Here is a 17524-nt window from a genome sequence, read left to right as displayed (position 1 = left end):
GATATGAAACAACAATTCCACGCCATCATTGCCGCCATGACTGCCGAAGAAAAGGTGGCGTTGCTCAGCGGCAGCGGTTTGTGGCGCACGGCCAGCTTTCCGCAGCATGATATCCGCGACATTGTGATGACGGATGGCACCTACGGTGTCCGTTACAGTACCAGCCAGATCGAACAGGGGGAAAACTGGCACATTAGCGATTTTCTGGCCGTGATTGGTCAAAGCGCGGGCGAAGTGGAGCAGGAGGAACACAAAGGCGGCTCTGAGGCGCTGTTCAGCAAGTCCAAACCGGCCACCTGCTTCCCGAACGGTTCCACCCTGGCCTGTAGCTGGGACGTGGAACTGGTGTACCAAATGGGCGAAGCGTTGGCTAAAGAGTGTCAGGAGATGGGCGTTGGCATTCTGCTCGGTCCGGGTATCAATATTCGTCGTACGCCTTTGGCTGGCCGTGGTTACGAATATTACTCGGAGGATCCGGTGGTCAGTGGTGACATTGCCGCTGCGCTAATCAACGGTCTGCAAGACGGTGGCGTAGGTGCCAGCCTGAAGCACTTTGCCGCCAATAACTCGGAATACCGCCGTACCGAGATGGACTCGGTGGTGGAAGAACGGGCACTGCGCGAGATTTACCTTTCCGGTTTCAAACGGGCAATCGACAAATCCACGCCCTGGACGGTAATGTCGTCGTATAACCGGCTCAACGGGGTACAAACGTCGCAACACCACTGGCTCTTGACCGAGGTGCTACGTAATGAGTGGGGCTATGACGGGCTGGTAATGTCCGACTGGTACGGCATCAAGGATCGCCCCGCTTCCTTGTTGGCGGGTAACGACCTGGCGATGCCGGAAACCCAGCGCGACAAACTGGAACTGTTGCAGGCGATTGAGCGGGGAGAGATCCCGGCAGAGATCCTCGATACCGCGTGCCTGCGGATGTTAACCCTGATCGACAAGGTGCAGCGCCACCGTAAGTCGGGCATCAAGGCCGATTACCCGCAGCATCATCGGCTGGCACAGCAACTGGCTGCCGAATCGATGGTGTTATTGAAAAATGAAGAGAATATTCTGCCGCTGCTAGCCGGGCAGAAGGCCACCATCGCCGTATTGGGTAAACCGGCACAGGAGCCGGTAATCCAGGGATCCGGATGTGCCACAACCGTACCTTATATGCTCGATCGTCCGCTCGATGAAATTTTCGAGGTCGCCGGTAACGACTTCCACATTGACTACGCCATCGGCACCCCGGACGATAATTGCGTCGACCCGCAAGCCCTGGCCGATGCGGTTGAGTTAGCCAGTAAGGCCGACGTTGCCGTGGTGTTTGTCAGTACCGCCATTGGTGAGGACGGCGAAAACGGCGATCGCAAGGATCTGAACATCTTGCCTAGCCATGAGGCGCTGATCCGCGCAGTGGCCAAGGTGCAGCCCAATCTGGTCGTGGTACTGGCCAACAGCGATGCCGTGGTAATGCCTTGGCTTACGGATTGCAAAGCCCTGTTGGAGACCTTCTTTGCGGGCCAGGGCATGGGTCGCGCGGTGGCAGATATTCTGTTTGGCCGGGCCAATCCCTGTGGCAAGCTGACGGTCACGGTGCCCAATACGCTGGAGGAAACCCCGGCCTGGCTCGGCTATCCAGGTGAAAACCTGCGCCATCACTACAGCGAAGGGATCTACGTGGGCTATCGCTACTACGACCGGCGTAAACTGACGCCGCAGTTCCCGTTCGGTTTTGGTCTGAGCTATAGCCAGTTTAGCTATGCCAAGCTGGCAACGTCGGCCAAGGAACTTGCAGAGGGGCAGCCGCTAACCGTCAGCGTGGAGGTGACCAATTGCAGCGATCGGGCGGGCAAAGAGATTGTGCAGCTTTACCTTACTGCGCCGCAGGGCGATCTGGCGCGAGAGGTACTGGCGCTGAAAGCCTTTGCCAAGGTGCATCTCGAGGCTGGCGAAAGCAAACGGGTTACCATGACGCTGCAGTGGCAGGATTTTGCCTGCTTCCATCCGGGTATGGCTGATTGGGTGGTCGATCCGGGCCTGTATCAGTTGCACGTGGCACGCTCATCGCGGGGTATCGCGCTGAGCACGGTGGTCAAGCTGTGCGCCAAGCCCTATTATTTACCGCTCAAGGTTGATAACTCGTTGCAACAGCTACTGGCCACACCGCCAGCGTTTGACCGCGTTGTTAAGCTGCTGGTCAGTAAAAACGCCTTGCCGGAGGCGCTGATGCGCGAAAAGCTTGCCGCGATTGCCCCGGATCTGTTCTGTGGCCTGTTTATCGCTCTGACGGAGTTCCTGGCTATTGATATTACCCAGCAAGAATTGGCCGCTGCTTTAGCTGAACCTGCTGGGAGCTAGTTCCTCACTCTTGCCCTCTCCCTGGGGAGAGGGCGAGGGGCAAATCGCCACACCTATTTTTATAAATGAGGGAGTTAGCCGATGTTTCCTTTCTCTGTCACTCGACAGCCCAAGCCGCAGTCCCATCGGCAAGCAGCGGCGGCGATCCACGACGGCAGCGGCTATGAACTTATCTCGTTTGACGCTGAAAAGCTGAACGTCTTCGCCGCGGAGGTTTACTACTGCGAGCCACATTGGCACTCGGCCCCGGAGCTGATCTGCATCTTATCCGGGGAGTTTTCCGTTACCCTCGGCCATGCCACCTCGGTGGTCAGGGCTGGCAGCCTGCTGTATATCAACCCGGACGAGATCCATTCGCTTGAGGCCCGTATACCCAATAGCCAACTGTTGACCATCCAGTTTTCACCCCATCTGTTTGATGAGACCCATCCGGCACCGCTGATGTTCAATCATGGCCATCGGGCAGCAGGGCAACAGATTAGCCGCGACGTGATCGCCCTGCTCGATAACCTGGTGGTGTCACAACCCTCCTTTACCCGTATTGCCCTGGTTTATCATCTGCTGGGATCGCTGGCCGCAGCAGCGTCAAACCAGACAGACCAGCAACAGGTGAACGTCAGGAAAAAAGACCAGCAGTTGGTCAAGTTCGGCATTGAGTTTATCAACCAACATTTTGACGATGAGCTCAACCTGGCAACCATTGCCGATCGCGCTGGCGTCAGTTATCACCACTTTTCCCGCATTTTCAAGAAGATCAGTGGTTACAATTTTAAAGAATATCTGACCATGATCCGCATTAACAAGGCCAAGTTGCTGCTGAAAGACACCAATATCCCCATAACCGATATCAGCTATACCTGCGGTTTCAGCGGCCACAAACAGCTGATTTTCGCCTTTAACAAATACTGCCGCATGACACCAACCGAGTTTCGCAAAAGCTATGTTACTGCAATGAATTCGCCGGTAGAGCTGCAAATCATGACCGATTTCCGCTGTCTGCCACTGGATCGGCAAATCGTCGCACGCTTACGGAGCCTCAACGCCGATCCGCAATACTGAAAATAATCATTACCCTATGCCAGCGATGGCTATACTTATCGCAGTAGCTACCATAGATATCGCAGTTTCCTGAACTTTCCTGTCCTAACTGTCTGTGGAGTCATCCCATGACCAAATCCGTTAAAGCTCCCCGCCCTGTCAAAGCCCCGAGTTTTCTGGATGCTTTGCTGCCGATTGTCGCATTGATTCTGCTGGTCGGTGCCTCGGTTGCCCTGTTTGGTCTTGAAGCCGTCAACGGCCCATTGCAGGTGGCCATTATCCTCAGCACCATGCTCACGGCGATCATTATTCTGAAGAACGGCCATAGCTGGGAGGCGATCTCCGAGTCTGGCCAGTGGGTCACTTTGTTGCGTTTCGAGTGGGAATGGGGCGGATTATCACGAATATGTTCCATTAACTGGGTCGTAACATCACCGCGATTGTCAGGAATGGGTTTGCCATCCAGTAGGAAGAGCATCCGTTCCAGATCTGCCAGTTGATCAGGGCTCCGTTTGGGAAACGGAAAACATTGTACGTTAAGGCTATTTTTTAACCATGCCAGCCTTTGAAAAAGCTACTTTGCAATCGTAGATTCGTTAAGACTGTTTCTTGTACTTTTCAACTTGGCCCAATGGGAGCCAAGCTGAAAAATACGACATATCTAACCAACATTTTCCCCCGTGTCATCAACAGCCCCTTCAGCAATGTGATATTCTTAGCTCGTTGAATGTTGTCCTATCTTACCAGTCATGTTAGGGAGCGTTATCGTGAACAAAATGAAAGTATTGGGCGCAAGCTGTGCCCTGCTGGTTTCTGCGTCGGTTCTGGCTGACGAGCAGGACATCTCTATTCAGGGAAAGCCACTGCAGGTGGTGACGGCTGATGGAAAAAACCATTCGCTGGCTACGTGTGGAGACTACCTTTCTTTGCAACAGAATAAGCAGCAAATCACTTCTATTACCGGACTGTCCGATCGCGATTATGTCGAAGCACAAGACTCGCTGATCCAGTGCAACATTCAAAATTATGTAAAACAGCATCAGTATGCGCCAATCACTAGCCCTGCAGTGCCGAGTATTCAACAAGTGGTGGCTCATTTTCCGGCCAGCACTGCGCTGGTAGTCTCGGATGATGAGGCTACGGCGCTCAAGGCCAAAGGACGGGGTAAAACGCTGCAGGAATGGACTCCCAGTCTGAAGTTGAAGGATGACCGGATGGTCTCGGACAAGGAGCAGGTTGCCTATACCGTCAGCCAATATCAGACATTCAAAAATTCGCAGGGGCAGTCACTGACGTTCATCACCTTGGGCTCTGGGGTGACCGGTGGTACTTTAAGGGCATTGTCCACCTACCGTATCAACGACATGAAAGGTAAAGTTTGGACGGTAATTCCCGTCACTGAAAACACGCCACTGTAATGATGAAGCCCCCGCTTCCGGGGGCGATAGCTTTCAGTTAACGGGTGTTTAGCAGCTGATCCCGCGTGGCATTGTTTCGATTATCACCGATGCCGGTTCTGTGAGACTCTGCGGCAGCAGCAGCCCAGTCACGGCGGTTAATGGCATCGTTAAATCGCGGGAAGTTGTTTCGCAATCTTGAGATACCCATGTTATAAGCCATGTCATGCAAGGCCACTTTGGCGTTTTCAGGAAAACTGTCAAAGCCAGCATAAAGTCCCCGCAAACTAGTCCGGTCACTGTTAATGTGTTTAACCGCCAGCGAGCCGATTTCGGCGTCAGACAGTACCATTGCACTCCCGGACCATTGTGCTGTCTTCTGGCGTTGGGTTAGTGATTTGTTATTAAATACATCCTTTACGCCCTGGTAAGCAGAACGAATGTCAGAGTCAGAGGCATTCACATAACCTACCATTTCGTCACCGTGGCCACGCGTGACGCGACGGTTTTTAAACCCCAACCGAGTTGCTGATTCTGGTGTCGACAACAGCGAACCGATCCCGACGGTCACGTTCCCCAACGTATCAGCATACATATTGTGGGATAATCCTTCCCAACGCACCGTATTATTAAAAATCGCTGTTAGCTCTGAGGTGCTAAGACTGGGAGCATCAGAGGATAGAGAGCCCATATTAAAGCGACCGGAATAAGCCCCTGTACCGGATTGATTCCCACCATTACTGCCACCATTGCCCCCGCCTGAACCGCCGTTGCCGCCAAATTCATTGGGATTATAATTACGCACATCGCCATAGGGCGTATGGCTCACACCCCAGCCTGAACCGCTGTTTGGATCACTCATGATAGTTCCTTATTAAATAGGTTAACGAGGTTATGTTTTAATCCGGAACGCCAAATTCAAAACAAGGTGGTAACCGGATAGAAATGAGTGTATTCCTGTGATTTATATAAAGCACCGCAGAGAGGATGTGGAGAACACCACACAACAACGGGACTTTCTTTGGATCCTTTTTAGCATCTGCTGGGGTTCGCTTTTGCCCCAAGGATCCGGGATCTTCACGACAAGCGGTTGTTTATTCAGGGGAGAGATGATAAATATCCGGCTCTACAGTCAATTATTTCCACAACACCACTGAATATCAAAGAGATAGAAGCACACTGGAATGAAACTCTGAGGCTGGCTACCTCAATCAAACAGGGAATGGTTACCGCTTCTCTGATGCTGAAAAAACTGGCCAGTTATCCGAAACAGAATGGGCTTGCTTAGGCGCTGAGGGAAATCGGTCGCATTGAGCGAACATTGTTTATGCTGGACTGGTTCCGCGATCCTGCGTTGCGTCGTAGGGTTCAGGTAGGTCTGAACAAAGGGGAAGCCCGGAATGCCCTTGCCAGAGCTGTCTTCATGCATCGTCTGGGCGAAATAAGGGATCGTGGTCTGGAAAACAAAAGTTACCGCGCCAGCGGACTTACGCTGCTCACCGCTGCGATCACATTGTGGAATACGGTATATATAGAAAACGCCATTAACCTGCTGAAAAAGAAGGGACTACATATCAATGATCAGTTGCTGTCACACTTGCCTCCGCTGGGCTGGGAGCACATTAATCTGACGGGTGACTATATCTGGCGAAACAATAAAAAACTGTCTGAAGGAAAGTATCGTCCTTTGCGACCAGTTGATATGAGTCAGTACAAAAAATCATCTTAACGTACAATATTTTCCGTTTCCCAAACGGAGCCCGATCACGACGCCAGCCCCAGTTCAGGCCAAAACCCCAACGGTTGTGAGTGACCAAGTTGTTAATGATGATCTTTTTGCCAAAACTGCACGGGCTGTTTGTTTTGTAATTCCAGGAGAGTCCTTTGAATACGTTGATAACTCCCCGCTAGAATACTTCCCCCTTGCTGTGGTGCAAATGCTCAAAGGTGGCCAGAATGTTTTCCTCACTGATTTCTGGCAAATCGCCCTCCTCCAGATTTTTGTTCCATTCGTCACGTGCCTGCGCATCCATCAAAGAGAGCACCCCAGATTTCAACATCAGGTCACGCCAGACGCTGCGATCGATGTTTCGGGTGATAGCTTTCATGGCGGTTTCCGCCCTCTCCGTAAACCAGCAGTCATAGCGATGCCCCGGTCGCATGCCCCAGTCTTTTGCCGTTCCGCCGCCGATGCTGTTGGTCAGCGTCGATATTTCATCGAGCTGGTGGATAAGGGCCTCAATTTGCATTAGCACAGCGTTTCGTCCAGATACGATACGCTCAATGCTGGTGGAGCAAATGATCTCGGTAGGGCCAGTGAGCACTTCAGGTTCGGTCTGCATGTTTTTCTCCATAAATAAAACGCCCGCCGGTTAAATAGCGGGCGTTATACGGTGATGTGGGTGAATGTTGTTTGGGAGAATGGCGGAGGCGATGCTGCAAGGGTTCCGGTGAGCCGCATATCGGTAAGGAGTGTGTGCCGACTCATGTTTGTTTCATTCCCTGGATGGTCTGCGTGATGGTTCGGTAACCACGTCGGGTCATCAGGCCACAAGCCCGTCGGGCGCGAAGAATATCGATAGCGGTGACGAAAGGGGATTGTTTGCGGCAGGAGAAACCCCGACGGTCGATGCGTACCAGGTCAAACTTTTCCACGATAAAATTCAGCGCATCGGCTAGCGAGATGCTGGCATCGATGTGTTTTCGAATCACGGTTTCATCGCAACTTTTTCACCTTCTCACCTCGCTCTGAATGAAAATAAAGTATCGGCAAATGGTAAAATAATGAGGGTAATCTAAAATTATGATTATTTGGTAAACTGCTCAACAGGCTGGTGCACACTAATGAAAATTGCGCCGTTAAAGTATATAGCCCCTGATACCCTTGAAGAAGCGCTGACAACGTTATCCCAAAGTGAAGCGGGAAAAGTCCTCGCCGGGGGACAAAGTTTATTACCACAGCTTATTTCTCGATATTTACATTGTGACTGGTTAGTGGACATCCAAAACATTCCAGATTGCAATGTGATGCAAGAAAAAGAAGGGCAGGTTGTTATTTGCTCCATGGCCCGGCAGCGTGACGTGGAACTGAATACGATGGTGAAAAAACAGCTTCCACTGATGAATCATCTGATGAGCTACATTGGCTCGATAGCTATCAGAAACAGGGGAACGGTTGTTGGCAGTTTATGTCAGGGTGGGGCCTGGGCCGAAATACCTCTGCTCTTCGTATTATTGGGGGGAACGCTTGTAACGCAGTCTCTCCAGGGAAAACGATATATCCCTGCCCACCAACTGTTTGTCAGCAATAATAAAACCTCTCTTTCCTCAAATGAGATTGCTACTGCAGCCTGCTTTCCGGTTCCTTCCTCCGATTATAGCTGGGGATATTGCGAATACTCACAGCGCACCAATGACCGTGCACTGTGTCTTGCCATAGTGATCGTGCTTATTGATAGCCTGGGGCGGGTGGCTGACATCAAAATTGCCATCGGGGGGGTAACGGAGACCCCTAGACGCTGCCATGACCTGGAAAGCGTACTGATCGGTGGATCCCCGGAAGATTCACTGGCCGTGCAGGCCGGGCAACATGCGGCCAGGCACGTTCAACTGACTGACGATACAACACTCGCCACGGATTATCGGCGTCAGCTTGTAAGCACACTCGTCTGTCGAGCTTTACTGCAGGCATTTGCCGCATCAAAAAGTCGAAAGGCAGGGGGGAAATCATGACAGAGAGAACGGATCCTCACCATGAGATCACGGCAAATATTGCCGTTACTGTTAATGATAAACACGTCATTCGTGTGATACCGGTTCGGTTAACCTTGTCTGATTTTCTGCGCCAGGATTTGATGCTGACGGGCACCCATGTTGGCTGTGAGCAGGGCGATTGTGGTGCTTGTACGGTACATGTCGATGGGCGCGCCACACGGTCTTGCCTGATGCTCGCGGTACAGTCCACGGGTTGCTCCGTTCAAACAATTGAATCTGTTGCAGGACTTCAACTGCATCCCCTTCAACAGGCCTTCATCACTCACAGGGCCTTCCAGTGTGGATTCTGTACACCGGGTATTATTATGACCTTACTCGAGCAGTATCAACACCCGCCAACGCCAGCTCTGGGTGAGGACGCTATCCGGCACGTATTGGCGGGACACTTGTGCCGCTGTACGGGATACCAACAAATGCGGGAGGCGATAAGCGACGTCTTTTCTGCCTTGCACTGGTCAGCATCATGACTTCAACGTCCGAACGTCGGCAACTGAACGAGGAGGAGCGGTTTGTCAGGGGGCAAGGCAGGTTCGTTGACGACCTCACTTTTACAGGGGCTCTGCATGTGGCTTTTGTGCGCAGTACGCACGCTCGCGCCACGATTGTAAAGGTAGATATCAGCCAGGCGCAGTGTTCTCCGGGGGTGGTGGCCATTTACCAGGCAAAAGACATTGGCGTGTTGAATTCACCCTTACCGCTCCTGATCCCCCATCCGGCCATTATCTCGGGCAAAACACAGTCTCCACTGGCAGAGTATGAGGTTCACTACGTGGGGCAGCCCATTGCCATGATCGTGGCTGAAAGCCGTTATGACGCAGAGGATGCTGCGGCATGGGTAGACGTTGAATATTCTCCCTTGCCTTTTGTGATTGACCTCGCGAAGGCGGCACAAAAAGAAGCCCCCCGGGTACATGCTGATATGTCTGACAATATCGGCGCACGCTTTACGCAGAAAAGTGGCATGTTGTCGACAGCCCAGCGTCTTGCTGACCATGTCACTACAGTGACTGTACACATGGATCGTGCGACTGCAGCCCCCATCGAAACGCGGGCGGTTGCTGCGGAGTTCGATGACAGAACAGGGGAGTTGACGGTATGGGATACGGCACAGGCCCCTATAGCGGTGAGAAACGGATTGGCGGCACTGCTGGAACTGGATGAACATCGGGTACGCGTTATCGCGCCGGATGTCGGCGGGGGGTTTGGGCAAAAACTGCTGTTCTTTTATCCTGACGAACTGCTGGTTCCTTTCGCTGCGATGCAATTAAAGAGACCGGTTAAATACACGGAAGATCGGAGAGAAAACTTTCTGGCCTCCTCACAGGAGCGAACGCAGATCCATTCGCTTACCCTGTACGCCCGCAAGAATGGAGAAATACTCGGATTGCACGACAGTATCCAACACGATAGCGGGGCCTTTATGCCCTACGGTATTATTGTTGCTCACGTCAGTGCTACTTCTATTGCGGGTCCCTATCGCATACCTCACCTGCACATTGACTGCGATGTGGTGTATACCCCAACAATGCCCGTCACCCCTTACCGAGGATGCGGCCGCCCCCATGCCTGTTTTGCCATTGAGAGGGCGCTGGACCAGCTCGCCCTTGAACTGTCAATCGACCCAGTTGAAATCCGTAAACGTAACCTGATCCGGGATGATGAATTTCCCTACCGGCGTGAGGGACTGGTGTTCCAGGATGGCGCCTCCGTTGAACTGGACAGCGGGCAATATTTACGGGCCTTAGACATGCTGAGTAACGCCGTTAATTTTGAAAAATTTCGTGCCGAGCAAGCTTGTTACCGCTCCCAGGGGCGCTACCTTGGTGTAGGGCTGGCCTGTTGTGTCGAGGGAACGGGGATCGGCCCCTACGAAGGGGCGATAGTCAGAGTGCATCCGATTAGCGGTAACGTGTTTGTTTCCTCCGGAGTCACCTGCCAGGGACAAGACCATAAAGCCCTGTTTACCCGCATCGTGGCGGAACAGCTCAGTGTCTCTCCCAAACAAATCATCGTGTTGGGCGGAGATACCCATGCCTTTGATCTAGGCGGGGGGACTTACGCCAGTCGCAGCACGGTTGTGGCGGGAAATGCCGTCTATCTGGCCGCGTGCCAGGTACGCCAGGAAATACGACAAAAAGCTGCGGCGGTGTTTGGGGTTTCTGTTGAAGAGGTCATCCTGGAAAATGGCCAGGTTCGTCATCGCAACGGTTCGCTAACTATGCCTTTGGCCGCGGTGGCGACCCTCGCCAATCCGTTACGGTACGCTTTTAATGATACCGCCAGGATAGCCACGCAGTTTGTGGGACAACATCATGATGGGCCGGCATTGGCTCGAGATAAAATACCAGGGATTGAAAGCCGCACTTTTTTCAGCCCCCCTCGAGCCTGTTGGGGGTTTGGGGCGCATGCCGTTATTGTCGAGGTAGATCCAGGCACGGGCCACGTGACGCTTCTTCGTTATCTCTGTATCCACGACTGTGGTCATATTATCAATCACGATATCGTGCGTGGCCAGATAATTGGGGGGATTGCGCAAGGCATCGGTGGAGCGCTTTATGAATCATTAGGAATCAATAAACACGGAGAGGTTCAAAACAGCACCTTTTCGCAGTTTTTAATGCCCCGGGCAGCTGATATCCCCGATATCGAACTGATGCATTTGGAAACGCCGACACCGTTAAATCCGCTTGGTGTTAAAGGCGTGGGAGAGGCGGGTTGTATCGCCGTCAGTGCGGTTATCGCCAGCGCCATCGATGATGCCCTGACACCGTTGAACGCTGCACCGGTTCGTCATTCCCCCATGACGGCACCGTACATTTACCAACGGCTAAAAAAGTAGTGAAAATAGTAGGTTAATATGCTGGATGTGTGAGGGGGAGAGTGTCGGCATTGCCAGCTACGCTGGAACGCGAAGGGCAGCAGATGCCGGCATTCGAGCAGTATGCCTGAAAAACAAGTTGTAGACTAAAACGCCACCGAAACAGTCATTTTTACACATAAATCTGCATAACTCCGCGTTATCAAAGGATGTTAAACCCTACCGTTCATGGTCAGTCGCCCTCAAAAGAAGCCTGCCAGACGCCTAACCATGAACCGAAATAGTTGTGTCAGAGGGGGAGTTCAGAAAGCTTATCCAGGACATTTCTTTCCGCGTCCTCGAGATTAATTTGCTGGAAAGTCTGACAACCTGAAATTGCCGATTTCAGTATATCTTTCTGTATGTTCCCTCGTTTGTGAGCTATCGAGTAAGGCAGGCAGGTGAATGTCACCATGTGATAACGTGGAATAAAACGCTGTGGGTAGCGTTTTTCCAGCCAGGCAGAAAGTTCCCGTTCAAGCAAGTAATCAGGCGAGCTGACCCGCGCTCGCATTTCCTCGTAGTTGTCCAAAGCCATCGCCTGAATGGCTTCAACATCAGGTTTGCGTTGAGTTTCGTAGCGTGCGAGAGCACTCCCTATATCCCCAGAAGGTGCCGCTAGGCACTGAGCCAGGAACACGGCATCTTCAAAGGCGCAGTTCATACCCTGACCATGAAACGGTACCATTTGGTGAGCCGCATCACCGATCAACACCGTTTGGTTATAGTGCCAACGCGAAACGTGCAGGGTAGCCATCATGCCAACAGGGCGAGCCATGTAGTTCGCTTCCAAATCACAAAGCAATCGCGAAAGTGCATTAAATTCAGAATTAAAGAACTGGCGAACCACGTCTCTGTGGTTGAGTGCGGCAAAGCTGGAAAGCTGTTGGCCCTGTATTTTAAGAGGCAAGAAAGCAGTAGCAGTAAAACTGCCATCATGATTAGGCAGCGCCATACACATATACCCGCCACGTGGCCAGATGTGAAGTGCTTTAGGATTTAGAAGCGCCTGGCGCGCCGCCTCGACAGAGATATCCAACTCTTTATAGCCATGAGCTAAAATTTCACATTCACAGTCAACGTCGCAAACGCGGGTTAGTGCGTCTCTTACTACGGAATTTGCACCGTCGGCACCGACAATCAGATCAAAAGTGAACGTCGTTCCATGTTGAGTGGTTAATCGGGATGCCTGCAGATCAATCGCCACTAAATCTATGTCAAAGAAGAACCGCACACCTTTCTGCTCAGCAACATCCAGTAAATGCGCATTAAGTTGGCTACGCTGCACGGACCAGATGACATCGCCCTCTCTGGAACTGTAAGCATGGAAACTGCTTTTTTCTTCCACATGTACCATCCGACCGGACACAGGGACTGCATAACTCAACACATCCTGTTCAATTCCCGCCAGGCGTAACGCCTGAAGGCCACGTTCCGCAATGGCCAGATTAAGCGAACGCCCTTCGGGAGCCGGGTGTGTTCGCGGATCTGCGCGCTTTTCAAATACGATCACTTCAAATCCATGCTGACGCAGCAGACAGGCCAGCAAAGGGCCGGCGAGCCCCGCTCCCACAACCGCAACCTGCCGACGCGTCATGCCAGTGGTGTCGGTGATTTCATGTAATAAATTCATAATCAGACTCTTCTGAATAAAGCTATAGCTGCACACGCATGCTATAAAGTTCTGGGAAGAATGAGCTATCCAACGTCGAACGTAGATAATTCACGCCACTAGTGCCACCAGTCCCCGGATGATCGCCAATGATGCGTTCAACCAGGGAAACGTCAGTTTTTGAAGCTTTGCGCAATATCGACAAGTTTTTCACCCAGCTCATAAAGTGGCCAGTAATGGCTACGCTGTTGATAGATCCGCAACCAGGTTGCTGCGATAGTTTGCGAGGTTATTATTATCTTTATTACCCATAAATAACTCAATTTCCCGAAACTGATATGATTTCACCCCTGAAGCGCTCCCTAGCACATTGTGTATGGATAAGAAGTCAAGAGGACTTGATATCGTGAGCACCGCCCAGGTATGGGTAAGGTATTTCATAGTAATATGATCTCGGCCAAGAGACTTTAATCCGTGGCCAATATTATCATTTCGCATGTGGCGTAGGCCTCTATCAATTCATAAAGCAATAATGTACCTATAGCACTGAAGTCTGATGCTGAATAATAAATGATATTTCATCAGGCTCGTTGGATAACAACTCTTGACTATTTAATGTTTTTTAGATGGGTGTGATTAGTGTGCCATTCTGTATTTGATTTTTAAAGTTATTTTTTTAAGTTACAGAGTGATTAATAAATTAAATCATACAGGCATGATGTTTGATTGTAAGTCAAGTATCAGACTACATGCGTCCTCACATAAAAAATAAACCAACATGATAAATTTTCATGATATAAAGTTATTTTTTAAAATATAAGTGTAAAAATTTCATGGTCTTTTATATCATTATAGCCTTTCAATAATTTGAGCTGACATGCATTTTTATAGTGGTTTTATTATGATTTTAATATATTTGGCCGACCATATTGCAATTTTCTCATTAACTTGTGCTATTTTCATTAAAACACTCAATCATGGATTAGATATTTTGGCTTTCTTTAACTAAAATAGTTATAGCCTACCTCAGAAAATAATCAAGGCTTGAGTACGTGATTTTATGGCAGCGGATTTGCCCTTATAACTCCAGACACATTGACTCTCATATACAGACCTGCCGGCGCCGTCGATATTCCCGTGGCGAACGGTAGCCTGATACTTTGTGCAGATGCCACTCGCGCCATCTCATCAAAAATTTGCCGCCATTTTCGATATCCTGCGGGCCTGGTTGCGACAGCACAGATGTTTGATCTTACCCTGCAATAACCTCGCGCCAGCAGTTCCGCCTCGTCTTGCTGATGAGCTTCCTGCATACAGCGTCAAAACCATTGCAGCCAGCCTGTGCTGTCAGGGCTGTGTGCAAAGGGCGCACGGCGGTTCGGCCCAGTCAGTTACCGTTAACATGGCCTGCCAGTGTCTGAAAACCTGCTGAAGCAGAACTTTTACGCCGGTGAGCCGAATCAGAAATGGGTGGGAGGCATCATCTATCCTCATTTTTACCCTCGCAAATGGGGGGCGGGTAGAATTGGGTGGAGTTCGGTGGAAATTGGGAAGGTATGAAGCGTTAGTCCATACCTCAGAAAGCAAAAAACCCGCCATAGGCGGGTTCTTCTAAATATGGTGCGGACTAGGGAATCTACTTATTGAATCAATTTGTTGTAATTTAACGTTTATTTTTTATTTGATTTTTTTTGTACTCTCATTTATACCCTCAGTCCTTAATGATAGACATACGGAATAGAATCGAGCACGGGATTGAGGCTAATATCAACCCCTCAGAGCAGTCAATGTTGCTAAGGGTTTTGAATGGCGTTTCTGACATGTCCACGGTACATTTGAACGTCCCCCCGAACAACACGCCAGAAACGCCAGTACAACGTTGTACATGCGCCGCATCACTCACGCAAGTCTGCCATTGTCTCTTGCCGGTAAAACAACAAAGTTCAGGACCGGGGAGGTAATGCAGCGGGAAAATGCTTTGCTACAATGTCGTTCATCTTATCAATCAGCTCCGGTCTTTTAAAGGTGATGTGGCCCGTACCTTTCTGGAAATACTTAATCCTGAACAGCGTATCGTCATAGCTATCTGCCGATTTATGCTGACTGATATGATCGCCAAGACGACAGGCAACATCTGCACGATTATCTGGCAGCGGCTTACCATCCAATAACATCAACATGCGTTCAAGATCGACCAGTTGATCGCGCCGCCAACCCCCGTTGAAGCTGAAACCCCAGCGAGTGTGGCTGACCAATCCCTCTACAATGATTTTCTTGCCAAACTTACAAGGCGAATTCGACTTGTAATCCCAGCTTAAACGCTTGAAGACATTGATCACCCCGCGTTCAAATACATCGCCTTTACTCTGATGCAACTGCTCAAACGTGCTGAGAATATTGGCTTCGCTGATGGCAGGAATGTCATCCTTTTCCAGGCTGTTGTACCACTGGTCGCGTGCCTGGGCATCCATCAGGCTAAGCATCCCTGACCGCTTCATTAAATCATGCCATATACCGCGATCGAGATTGCGGATAATGGCTTTCATCGCCGTTTCTGATTTCTCCATTAACCAGCAACCGCAGCGAAAGTCCTGCTTCATGGCCCAGTCCAGGGCAGTTTTACCGCCGATACTGCGGGTCAGCATCGAGATATCGGTAAGCTGCTGGATGAGCATCTCAATCTGCGCCAACGCAGCGTTTCGTCCGGTGACGATACGTTCAATGCTGGTGGAGCAAATCACGTCGGTGTGTTCGGTACCTACTTCGGGTTCAGTATGAGCGAGTCCAGTCATTAAATTTTCCTTATATAAAAGTAAAACGCCAGCCGGTAAGGACTGGCGTTATGCGGTATTAATAAAAATAGGGTTCGAGAAAATGGCGTCAGCGATATTGCAGGGGTTACCAATCAAACGTGGCAAATCCCGGCAGGAGGTCGCCCGCCGCATCCAGATGCAGGAGGGTGATGTGGTGTTGTCGCATCAGGGTGATAATTAACCGACGGCAGGCTTTCGACAACCCCAATCGTTTAAGCCGTAGCACCGGATGCCGCCAGGCATTGAGTCGTATCAGGTACCCCGTACCGGTGAAATGGCACCATTCGCCGTTGCCGTAGTCTTCCAACTGGTGTGAGGCGTGATATAGCCGGCTGTTATCGTCGTCGGTGATATGAGCGGTGCTGCACTGGATACCGGTGAGCCGCACACCGGTAGGGAGTGTGTGCCGACTCATTTTTGTTTCATTCCCTGGATGGTCTGCGTGATGGTGCGGTAACCACGTCGGGTCATCAAGCCACAGGCCTGGCGAGCGCGCAGAATATTGATGGTGGTGACGAAAGGGGATTGTTCGCGGCAGGAGAAACCCCGACGGTCGATTCGTACCAGGTCAAACTTTTCCACGATAAAATTCAGCGCATCGGCTAGCGAGATGCCGGCATCGATGTGTTTTCGAATCACGGTATCATCGCTGAACGCGGTATCGTTCAGGGTCAGGCCGTAATGCTGTGACAATAGGTGTGCGAGCAAGGATTGCCAGACGGCAACGGGTGACGGGCAGGGCTGAGTCTCCCGTTTTGGGGATGCTGATACTGTTTGCATAAGGGGTATCTCTTTGTTGGGCAGGAAAAAGGAGTTGATGCGTAGAAGGGGGATTCAGTTTTTCGTGGGTGCTTCGTGTGTCGGATAAATCGATATATAGATGTAGCCGTGCGATCCGAGGCTGTCTGCCTCGCACGTCAATCCGTCACGGTACAGCGTGACGCAGTGCTGATACCGGGGATTGAGTTCCCCGGACAACAGCATCAGTTCCAGATGGTTGATAAACTGCGGGAAGGCATTATCCAGTGAACGGGTCTGCACTTCGCTGAAGGCGCCGCTGATGCCGGCACGGTCGGCCAGATAATGGAGTCGGTTACCTTGCTGTACCAGGCGGGCACCCAACTGCGGAGTGATGTTGCGTTTCAGGCCCCAGGCGGGGACATCTATTGTAGACATGCTACTTTCCTTATACGAGTCCGTGTTCGGCAAACGAGTACACCGTCATGCCGCCGACAATGCAGTGGTCCAGCACGCGGACATCAACCAGCGCCAGCGCGTCTTGTACCCTGCGGGTGATTTTTTTGTCCGCATCGCTGGGCTCGGCATGTCCCGATGGGTGACAGTGCGCCAGCAGGACCGCCGCGGCGTTGTGCTTCAGCGCCGATTTCACGATTTCGCGGGGATGGACTTCGGTACTGTTAATGCTGCCGGTGAATAAGGTTTCATGGGCCAACAGGCGATGCTGGTTGTCGAGATAAAGCACCATAAAGACTTCACGCTCCAGCCGGGCCATCTGCAGTCGCAACCAGTCGCGAGCGGCATTGGCGGAGGTGAAAGAAACACCCGGTTGCCTTAGATGCTGTTCCAGCAAGGCTAACGCGCGCTGAATGGTACGTTGCGTGGGTAACGGTAACTCGTTGACGGTCGTGGTTAAGAGAGTACTCATCATGATGAGGGT

The 17524-nt window shown here is 51.2% G+C and carries 15 protein-coding genes and 5 pseudogenes; 8 read left to right on the top strand and 12 right to left on the bottom strand.

Going from position 1 to position 17524, the window contains the following annotated elements; genetic code table 11:
* Positions 1 to 3: 3 nt before the first annotated feature.
* On the top strand, positions 4 to 2355 hold the full coding sequence (locus ACSOSI_RS05940) for a beta-glucosidase (protein WP_476706698.1): 2352 nt from the start codon (positions 4 to 6) through the stop codon (positions 2353 to 2355).
* 81 nt (positions 2356 to 2436) lie between these two features.
* Positions 2437 to 3414 carry a helix-turn-helix transcriptional regulator gene (locus tag ACSOSI_RS05935; protein ID WP_476706697.1) on the top strand — a complete coding sequence of 326 codons (978 nt, stop codon included), beginning with the start codon at positions 2437 to 2439 and terminating at the stop codon, positions 3412 to 3414.
* 370 nt (positions 3415 to 3784) lie between these two features.
* On the opposite strand, the pseudogene ACSOSI_RS05930 reads toward ACSOSI_RS05935, so the two are convergent.
* Positions 3785 to 3895 (bottom strand): annotated as a pseudogene (locus tag ACSOSI_RS05930) (DUF4942 domain-containing protein); the annotation flags it as partial.
* A gap of 274 nt (positions 3896 to 4169) precedes the next feature.
* Between ACSOSI_RS05930 and ACSOSI_RS05925 the strand changes: the two are divergent.
* On the top strand, positions 4170 to 4811 hold the full coding sequence (locus ACSOSI_RS05925) for a hypothetical protein (RefSeq protein WP_476707251.1): 642 nt from the start codon (positions 4170 to 4172) through the stop codon (positions 4809 to 4811).
* A gap of 37 nt (positions 4812 to 4848) precedes the next feature.
* On the opposite strand, the gene ACSOSI_RS05920 is transcribed toward ACSOSI_RS05925, so the two are convergent.
* Positions 4849 to 5652 carry a hypothetical protein gene (locus tag ACSOSI_RS05920; RefSeq protein WP_476706696.1) on the bottom strand — a complete coding sequence of 268 codons (804 nt, stop codon included), beginning with the start codon at positions 5650 to 5652 and terminating at the stop codon, positions 4849 to 4851.
* A gap of 174 nt (positions 5653 to 5826) precedes the next feature.
* On the opposite strand from ACSOSI_RS05920, the pseudogene ACSOSI_RS05915 reads away from it, so the two are divergent.
* Positions 5827 to 6519 (top strand): annotated as a pseudogene (locus ACSOSI_RS05915) (Tn3 family transposase); the annotation flags it as partial.
* Between the two features lie 31 nt (positions 6520 to 6550).
* Here ACSOSI_RS05915 and ACSOSI_RS05910 read toward each other — a convergent pair.
* Positions 6551 to 7132 (bottom strand): annotated as a pseudogene (locus tag ACSOSI_RS05910) (DUF4942 domain-containing protein); the annotation flags it as partial.
* Between the two features lie 142 nt (positions 7133 to 7274).
* A pseudogene (locus ACSOSI_RS05905) lies at positions 7275 to 7511 on the bottom strand (TA system toxin CbtA family protein); the annotation flags it as partial.
* 123 nt (positions 7512 to 7634) lie between these two features.
* Between ACSOSI_RS05905 and ACSOSI_RS05900 the strand changes: the two are divergent.
* Genes ACSOSI_RS05900 through ACSOSI_RS05890 form a run of 3 tightly spaced genes read left to right on the top strand, consistent with a single transcriptional unit; the run spans position 7635 to position 11403 of the window.
* Positions 7635 to 8522 carry an FAD binding domain-containing protein gene (locus ACSOSI_RS05900; RefSeq protein WP_476706695.1) on the top strand — a complete coding sequence of 296 codons (888 nt, stop codon included), beginning with the start codon at positions 7635 to 7637 and terminating at the stop codon, positions 8520 to 8522.
* Positions 8519 to 9031: a (2Fe-2S)-binding protein gene (locus ACSOSI_RS05895; RefSeq protein ID WP_476706694.1), complete on the top strand. Its 513-nt coding sequence runs from the start codon at positions 8519 to 8521 to the stop codon at positions 9029 to 9031. The genes ACSOSI_RS05900 and ACSOSI_RS05895 overlap by 4 nt, the downstream gene beginning before the upstream one ends.
* Complete coding sequence (locus tag ACSOSI_RS05890) at positions 9028 to 11403, top strand: molybdopterin cofactor-binding domain-containing protein (protein ID WP_476706693.1); 2376 nt, start codon at positions 9028 to 9030, stop codon at positions 11401 to 11403. Before ACSOSI_RS05895 ends, ACSOSI_RS05890 begins: the two co-directional genes overlap by 4 nt.
* A 268-nt stretch (positions 11404 to 11671) precedes the next feature.
* Here the strand turns inward: ACSOSI_RS05890 and ACSOSI_RS05885 are convergent, their stop codons facing one another.
* The 3 genes from ACSOSI_RS05885 to ACSOSI_RS05875 are packed head-to-tail and all read right to left on the bottom strand — an operon-like array spanning position 11672 to position 13474.
* The gene (locus ACSOSI_RS05885) at positions 11672 to 13054 is read right to left on the bottom strand and encodes an FAD-dependent oxidoreductase (RefSeq protein WP_476706692.1); all 1383 of its coding nucleotides are present in this window, start codon (positions 13052 to 13054) and stop codon (positions 11672 to 11674) included.
* A gap of 22 nt (positions 13055 to 13076) precedes the next feature.
* Positions 13077 to 13256 carry a tryptophan 2,3-dioxygenase family protein gene (locus ACSOSI_RS05880; RefSeq protein ID WP_476706691.1) on the bottom strand — a complete coding sequence of 60 codons (180 nt, stop codon included), beginning with the start codon at positions 13254 to 13256 and terminating at the stop codon, positions 13077 to 13079.
* Between the two features lie 17 nt (positions 13257 to 13273).
* Complete coding sequence (locus tag ACSOSI_RS05875; RefSeq protein ID WP_476706690.1) at positions 13274 to 13474, bottom strand: tryptophan 2,3-dioxygenase family protein; 201 nt, start codon at positions 13472 to 13474, stop codon at positions 13274 to 13276.
* 844 nt (positions 13475 to 14318) lie between these two features.
* Between ACSOSI_RS05875 and ACSOSI_RS05870 the strand changes: the two are divergent.
* Positions 14319 to 14569: pseudogene (locus ACSOSI_RS05870) on the top strand (IS3 family transposase); the annotation flags it as partial.
* Between the two features lie 407 nt (positions 14570 to 14976).
* On the opposite strand, the gene ACSOSI_RS05865 reads toward ACSOSI_RS05870, so the two are convergent.
* The 5 genes from ACSOSI_RS05865 to radC form a co-directional block, all read right to left on the bottom strand.
* Positions 14977 to 15825 (bottom strand): DUF4942 domain-containing protein, encoded by an 849-nt coding sequence (locus tag ACSOSI_RS05865; RefSeq protein WP_476706689.1) that lies wholly within the window; start codon positions 15823 to 15825, stop codon positions 14977 to 14979.
* Positions 15826 to 15931: 106 nt separating this feature from the next.
* A complete protein-coding gene (locus ACSOSI_RS05860; protein ID WP_476706688.1) occupies positions 15932 to 16261 on the bottom strand; it encodes a DUF5983 family protein in 330 nt (109 codons plus the stop codon).
* Positions 16258 to 16626: a TA system toxin CbtA family protein gene (locus tag ACSOSI_RS05855; protein ID WP_476706687.1), complete on the bottom strand. Its 369-nt coding sequence runs from the start codon at positions 16624 to 16626 to the stop codon at positions 16258 to 16260. Before ACSOSI_RS05855 ends, ACSOSI_RS05860 begins: the two co-directional genes overlap by 4 nt.
* A 54-nt stretch (positions 16627 to 16680) precedes the next feature.
* Entirely contained in the window at positions 16681 to 17022 is a 342-nt protein-coding gene (locus tag ACSOSI_RS05850; protein WP_198642590.1) for a type IV toxin-antitoxin system YeeU family antitoxin, read from the bottom strand.
* Positions 17023 to 17032: 10 nt separating this feature from the next.
* Positions 17033 to 17515 carry a RadC family protein gene (gene radC, locus ACSOSI_RS05845; RefSeq protein ID WP_410003283.1) on the bottom strand — a complete coding sequence of 161 codons (483 nt, stop codon included), beginning with the start codon at positions 17513 to 17515 and terminating at the stop codon, positions 17033 to 17035.
* Between the last annotated feature and the right edge of the window lie 9 nt (positions 17516 to 17524).

The organism is Serratia sp. AR11 (assembly GCF_056376275.1).
The sequence above is the reverse complement of the archived record's forward strand: the minus strand, read 5'-3'. Positions and strand labels throughout refer to the sequence as shown.

What these genes read in the sequence shown, in the direction of transcription:
- ACSOSI_RS05940 (WP_476706698.1), top strand. Translation starts at nt 4, where the DNA reads ATGAAACAACAATTCCACGCCATCATTGCCGCCATGACTGCCGAAGAA.
- ACSOSI_RS05935 (WP_476706697.1), top strand. Translation starts at nt 2,437, where the DNA reads ATGTTTCCTTTCTCTGTCACTCGACAGCCCAAGCCGCAGTCCCATCGG.
- ACSOSI_RS05925 (WP_476707251.1), top strand. Translation starts at nt 4,170, where the DNA reads ATGAAAGTATTGGGCGCAAGCTGTGCCCTGCTGGTTTCTGCGTCGGTT.
- ACSOSI_RS05920 (WP_476706696.1), bottom strand. Translation starts at nt 5,652, where the DNA reads ATGAGTGATCCAAACAGCGGTTCAGGCTGGGGTGTGAGCCATACGCCC.
- ACSOSI_RS05900 (WP_476706695.1), top strand. Translation starts at nt 7,635, where the DNA reads ATGAAAATTGCGCCGTTAAAGTATATAGCCCCTGATACCCTTGAAGAA.
- ACSOSI_RS05895 (WP_476706694.1), top strand. Translation starts at nt 8,519, where the DNA reads ATGACAGAGAGAACGGATCCTCACCATGAGATCACGGCAAATATTGCC.
- ACSOSI_RS05890 (WP_476706693.1), top strand. Translation starts at nt 9,028, where the DNA reads ATGACTTCAACGTCCGAACGTCGGCAACTGAACGAGGAGGAGCGGTTT.
- ACSOSI_RS05885 (WP_476706692.1), bottom strand. Translation starts at nt 13,054, where the DNA reads ATGAATTTATTACATGAAATCACCGACACCACTGGCATGACGCGTCGG.
- ACSOSI_RS05880 (WP_476706691.1), bottom strand. Translation starts at nt 13,256, where the DNA reads ATGAGCTGGGTGAAAAACTTGTCGATATTGCGCAAAGCTTCAAAAACT.
- ACSOSI_RS05875 (WP_476706690.1), bottom strand. Translation starts at nt 13,474, where the DNA reads ATGAAATACCTTACCCATACCTGGGCGGTGCTCACGATATCAAGTCCT.
- ACSOSI_RS05865 (WP_476706689.1), bottom strand. Translation starts at nt 15,825, where the DNA reads ATGACTGGACTCGCTCATACTGAACCCGAAGTAGGTACCGAACACACC.
- ACSOSI_RS05860 (WP_476706688.1), bottom strand. Translation starts at nt 16,261, where the DNA reads ATGAGTCGGCACACACTCCCTACCGGTGTGCGGCTCACCGGTATCCAG.
- ACSOSI_RS05855 (WP_476706687.1), bottom strand. Translation starts at nt 16,626, where the DNA reads ATGCAAACAGTATCAGCATCCCCAAAACGGGAGACTCAGCCCTGCCCG.
- ACSOSI_RS05850 (WP_198642590.1), bottom strand. Translation starts at nt 17,022, where the DNA reads ATGTCTACAATAGATGTCCCCGCCTGGGGCCTGAAACGCAACATCACT.
- radC (WP_410003283.1), bottom strand. Translation starts at nt 17,515, where the DNA reads ATGATGAGTACTCTCTTAACCACGACCGTCAACGAGTTACCGTTACCC.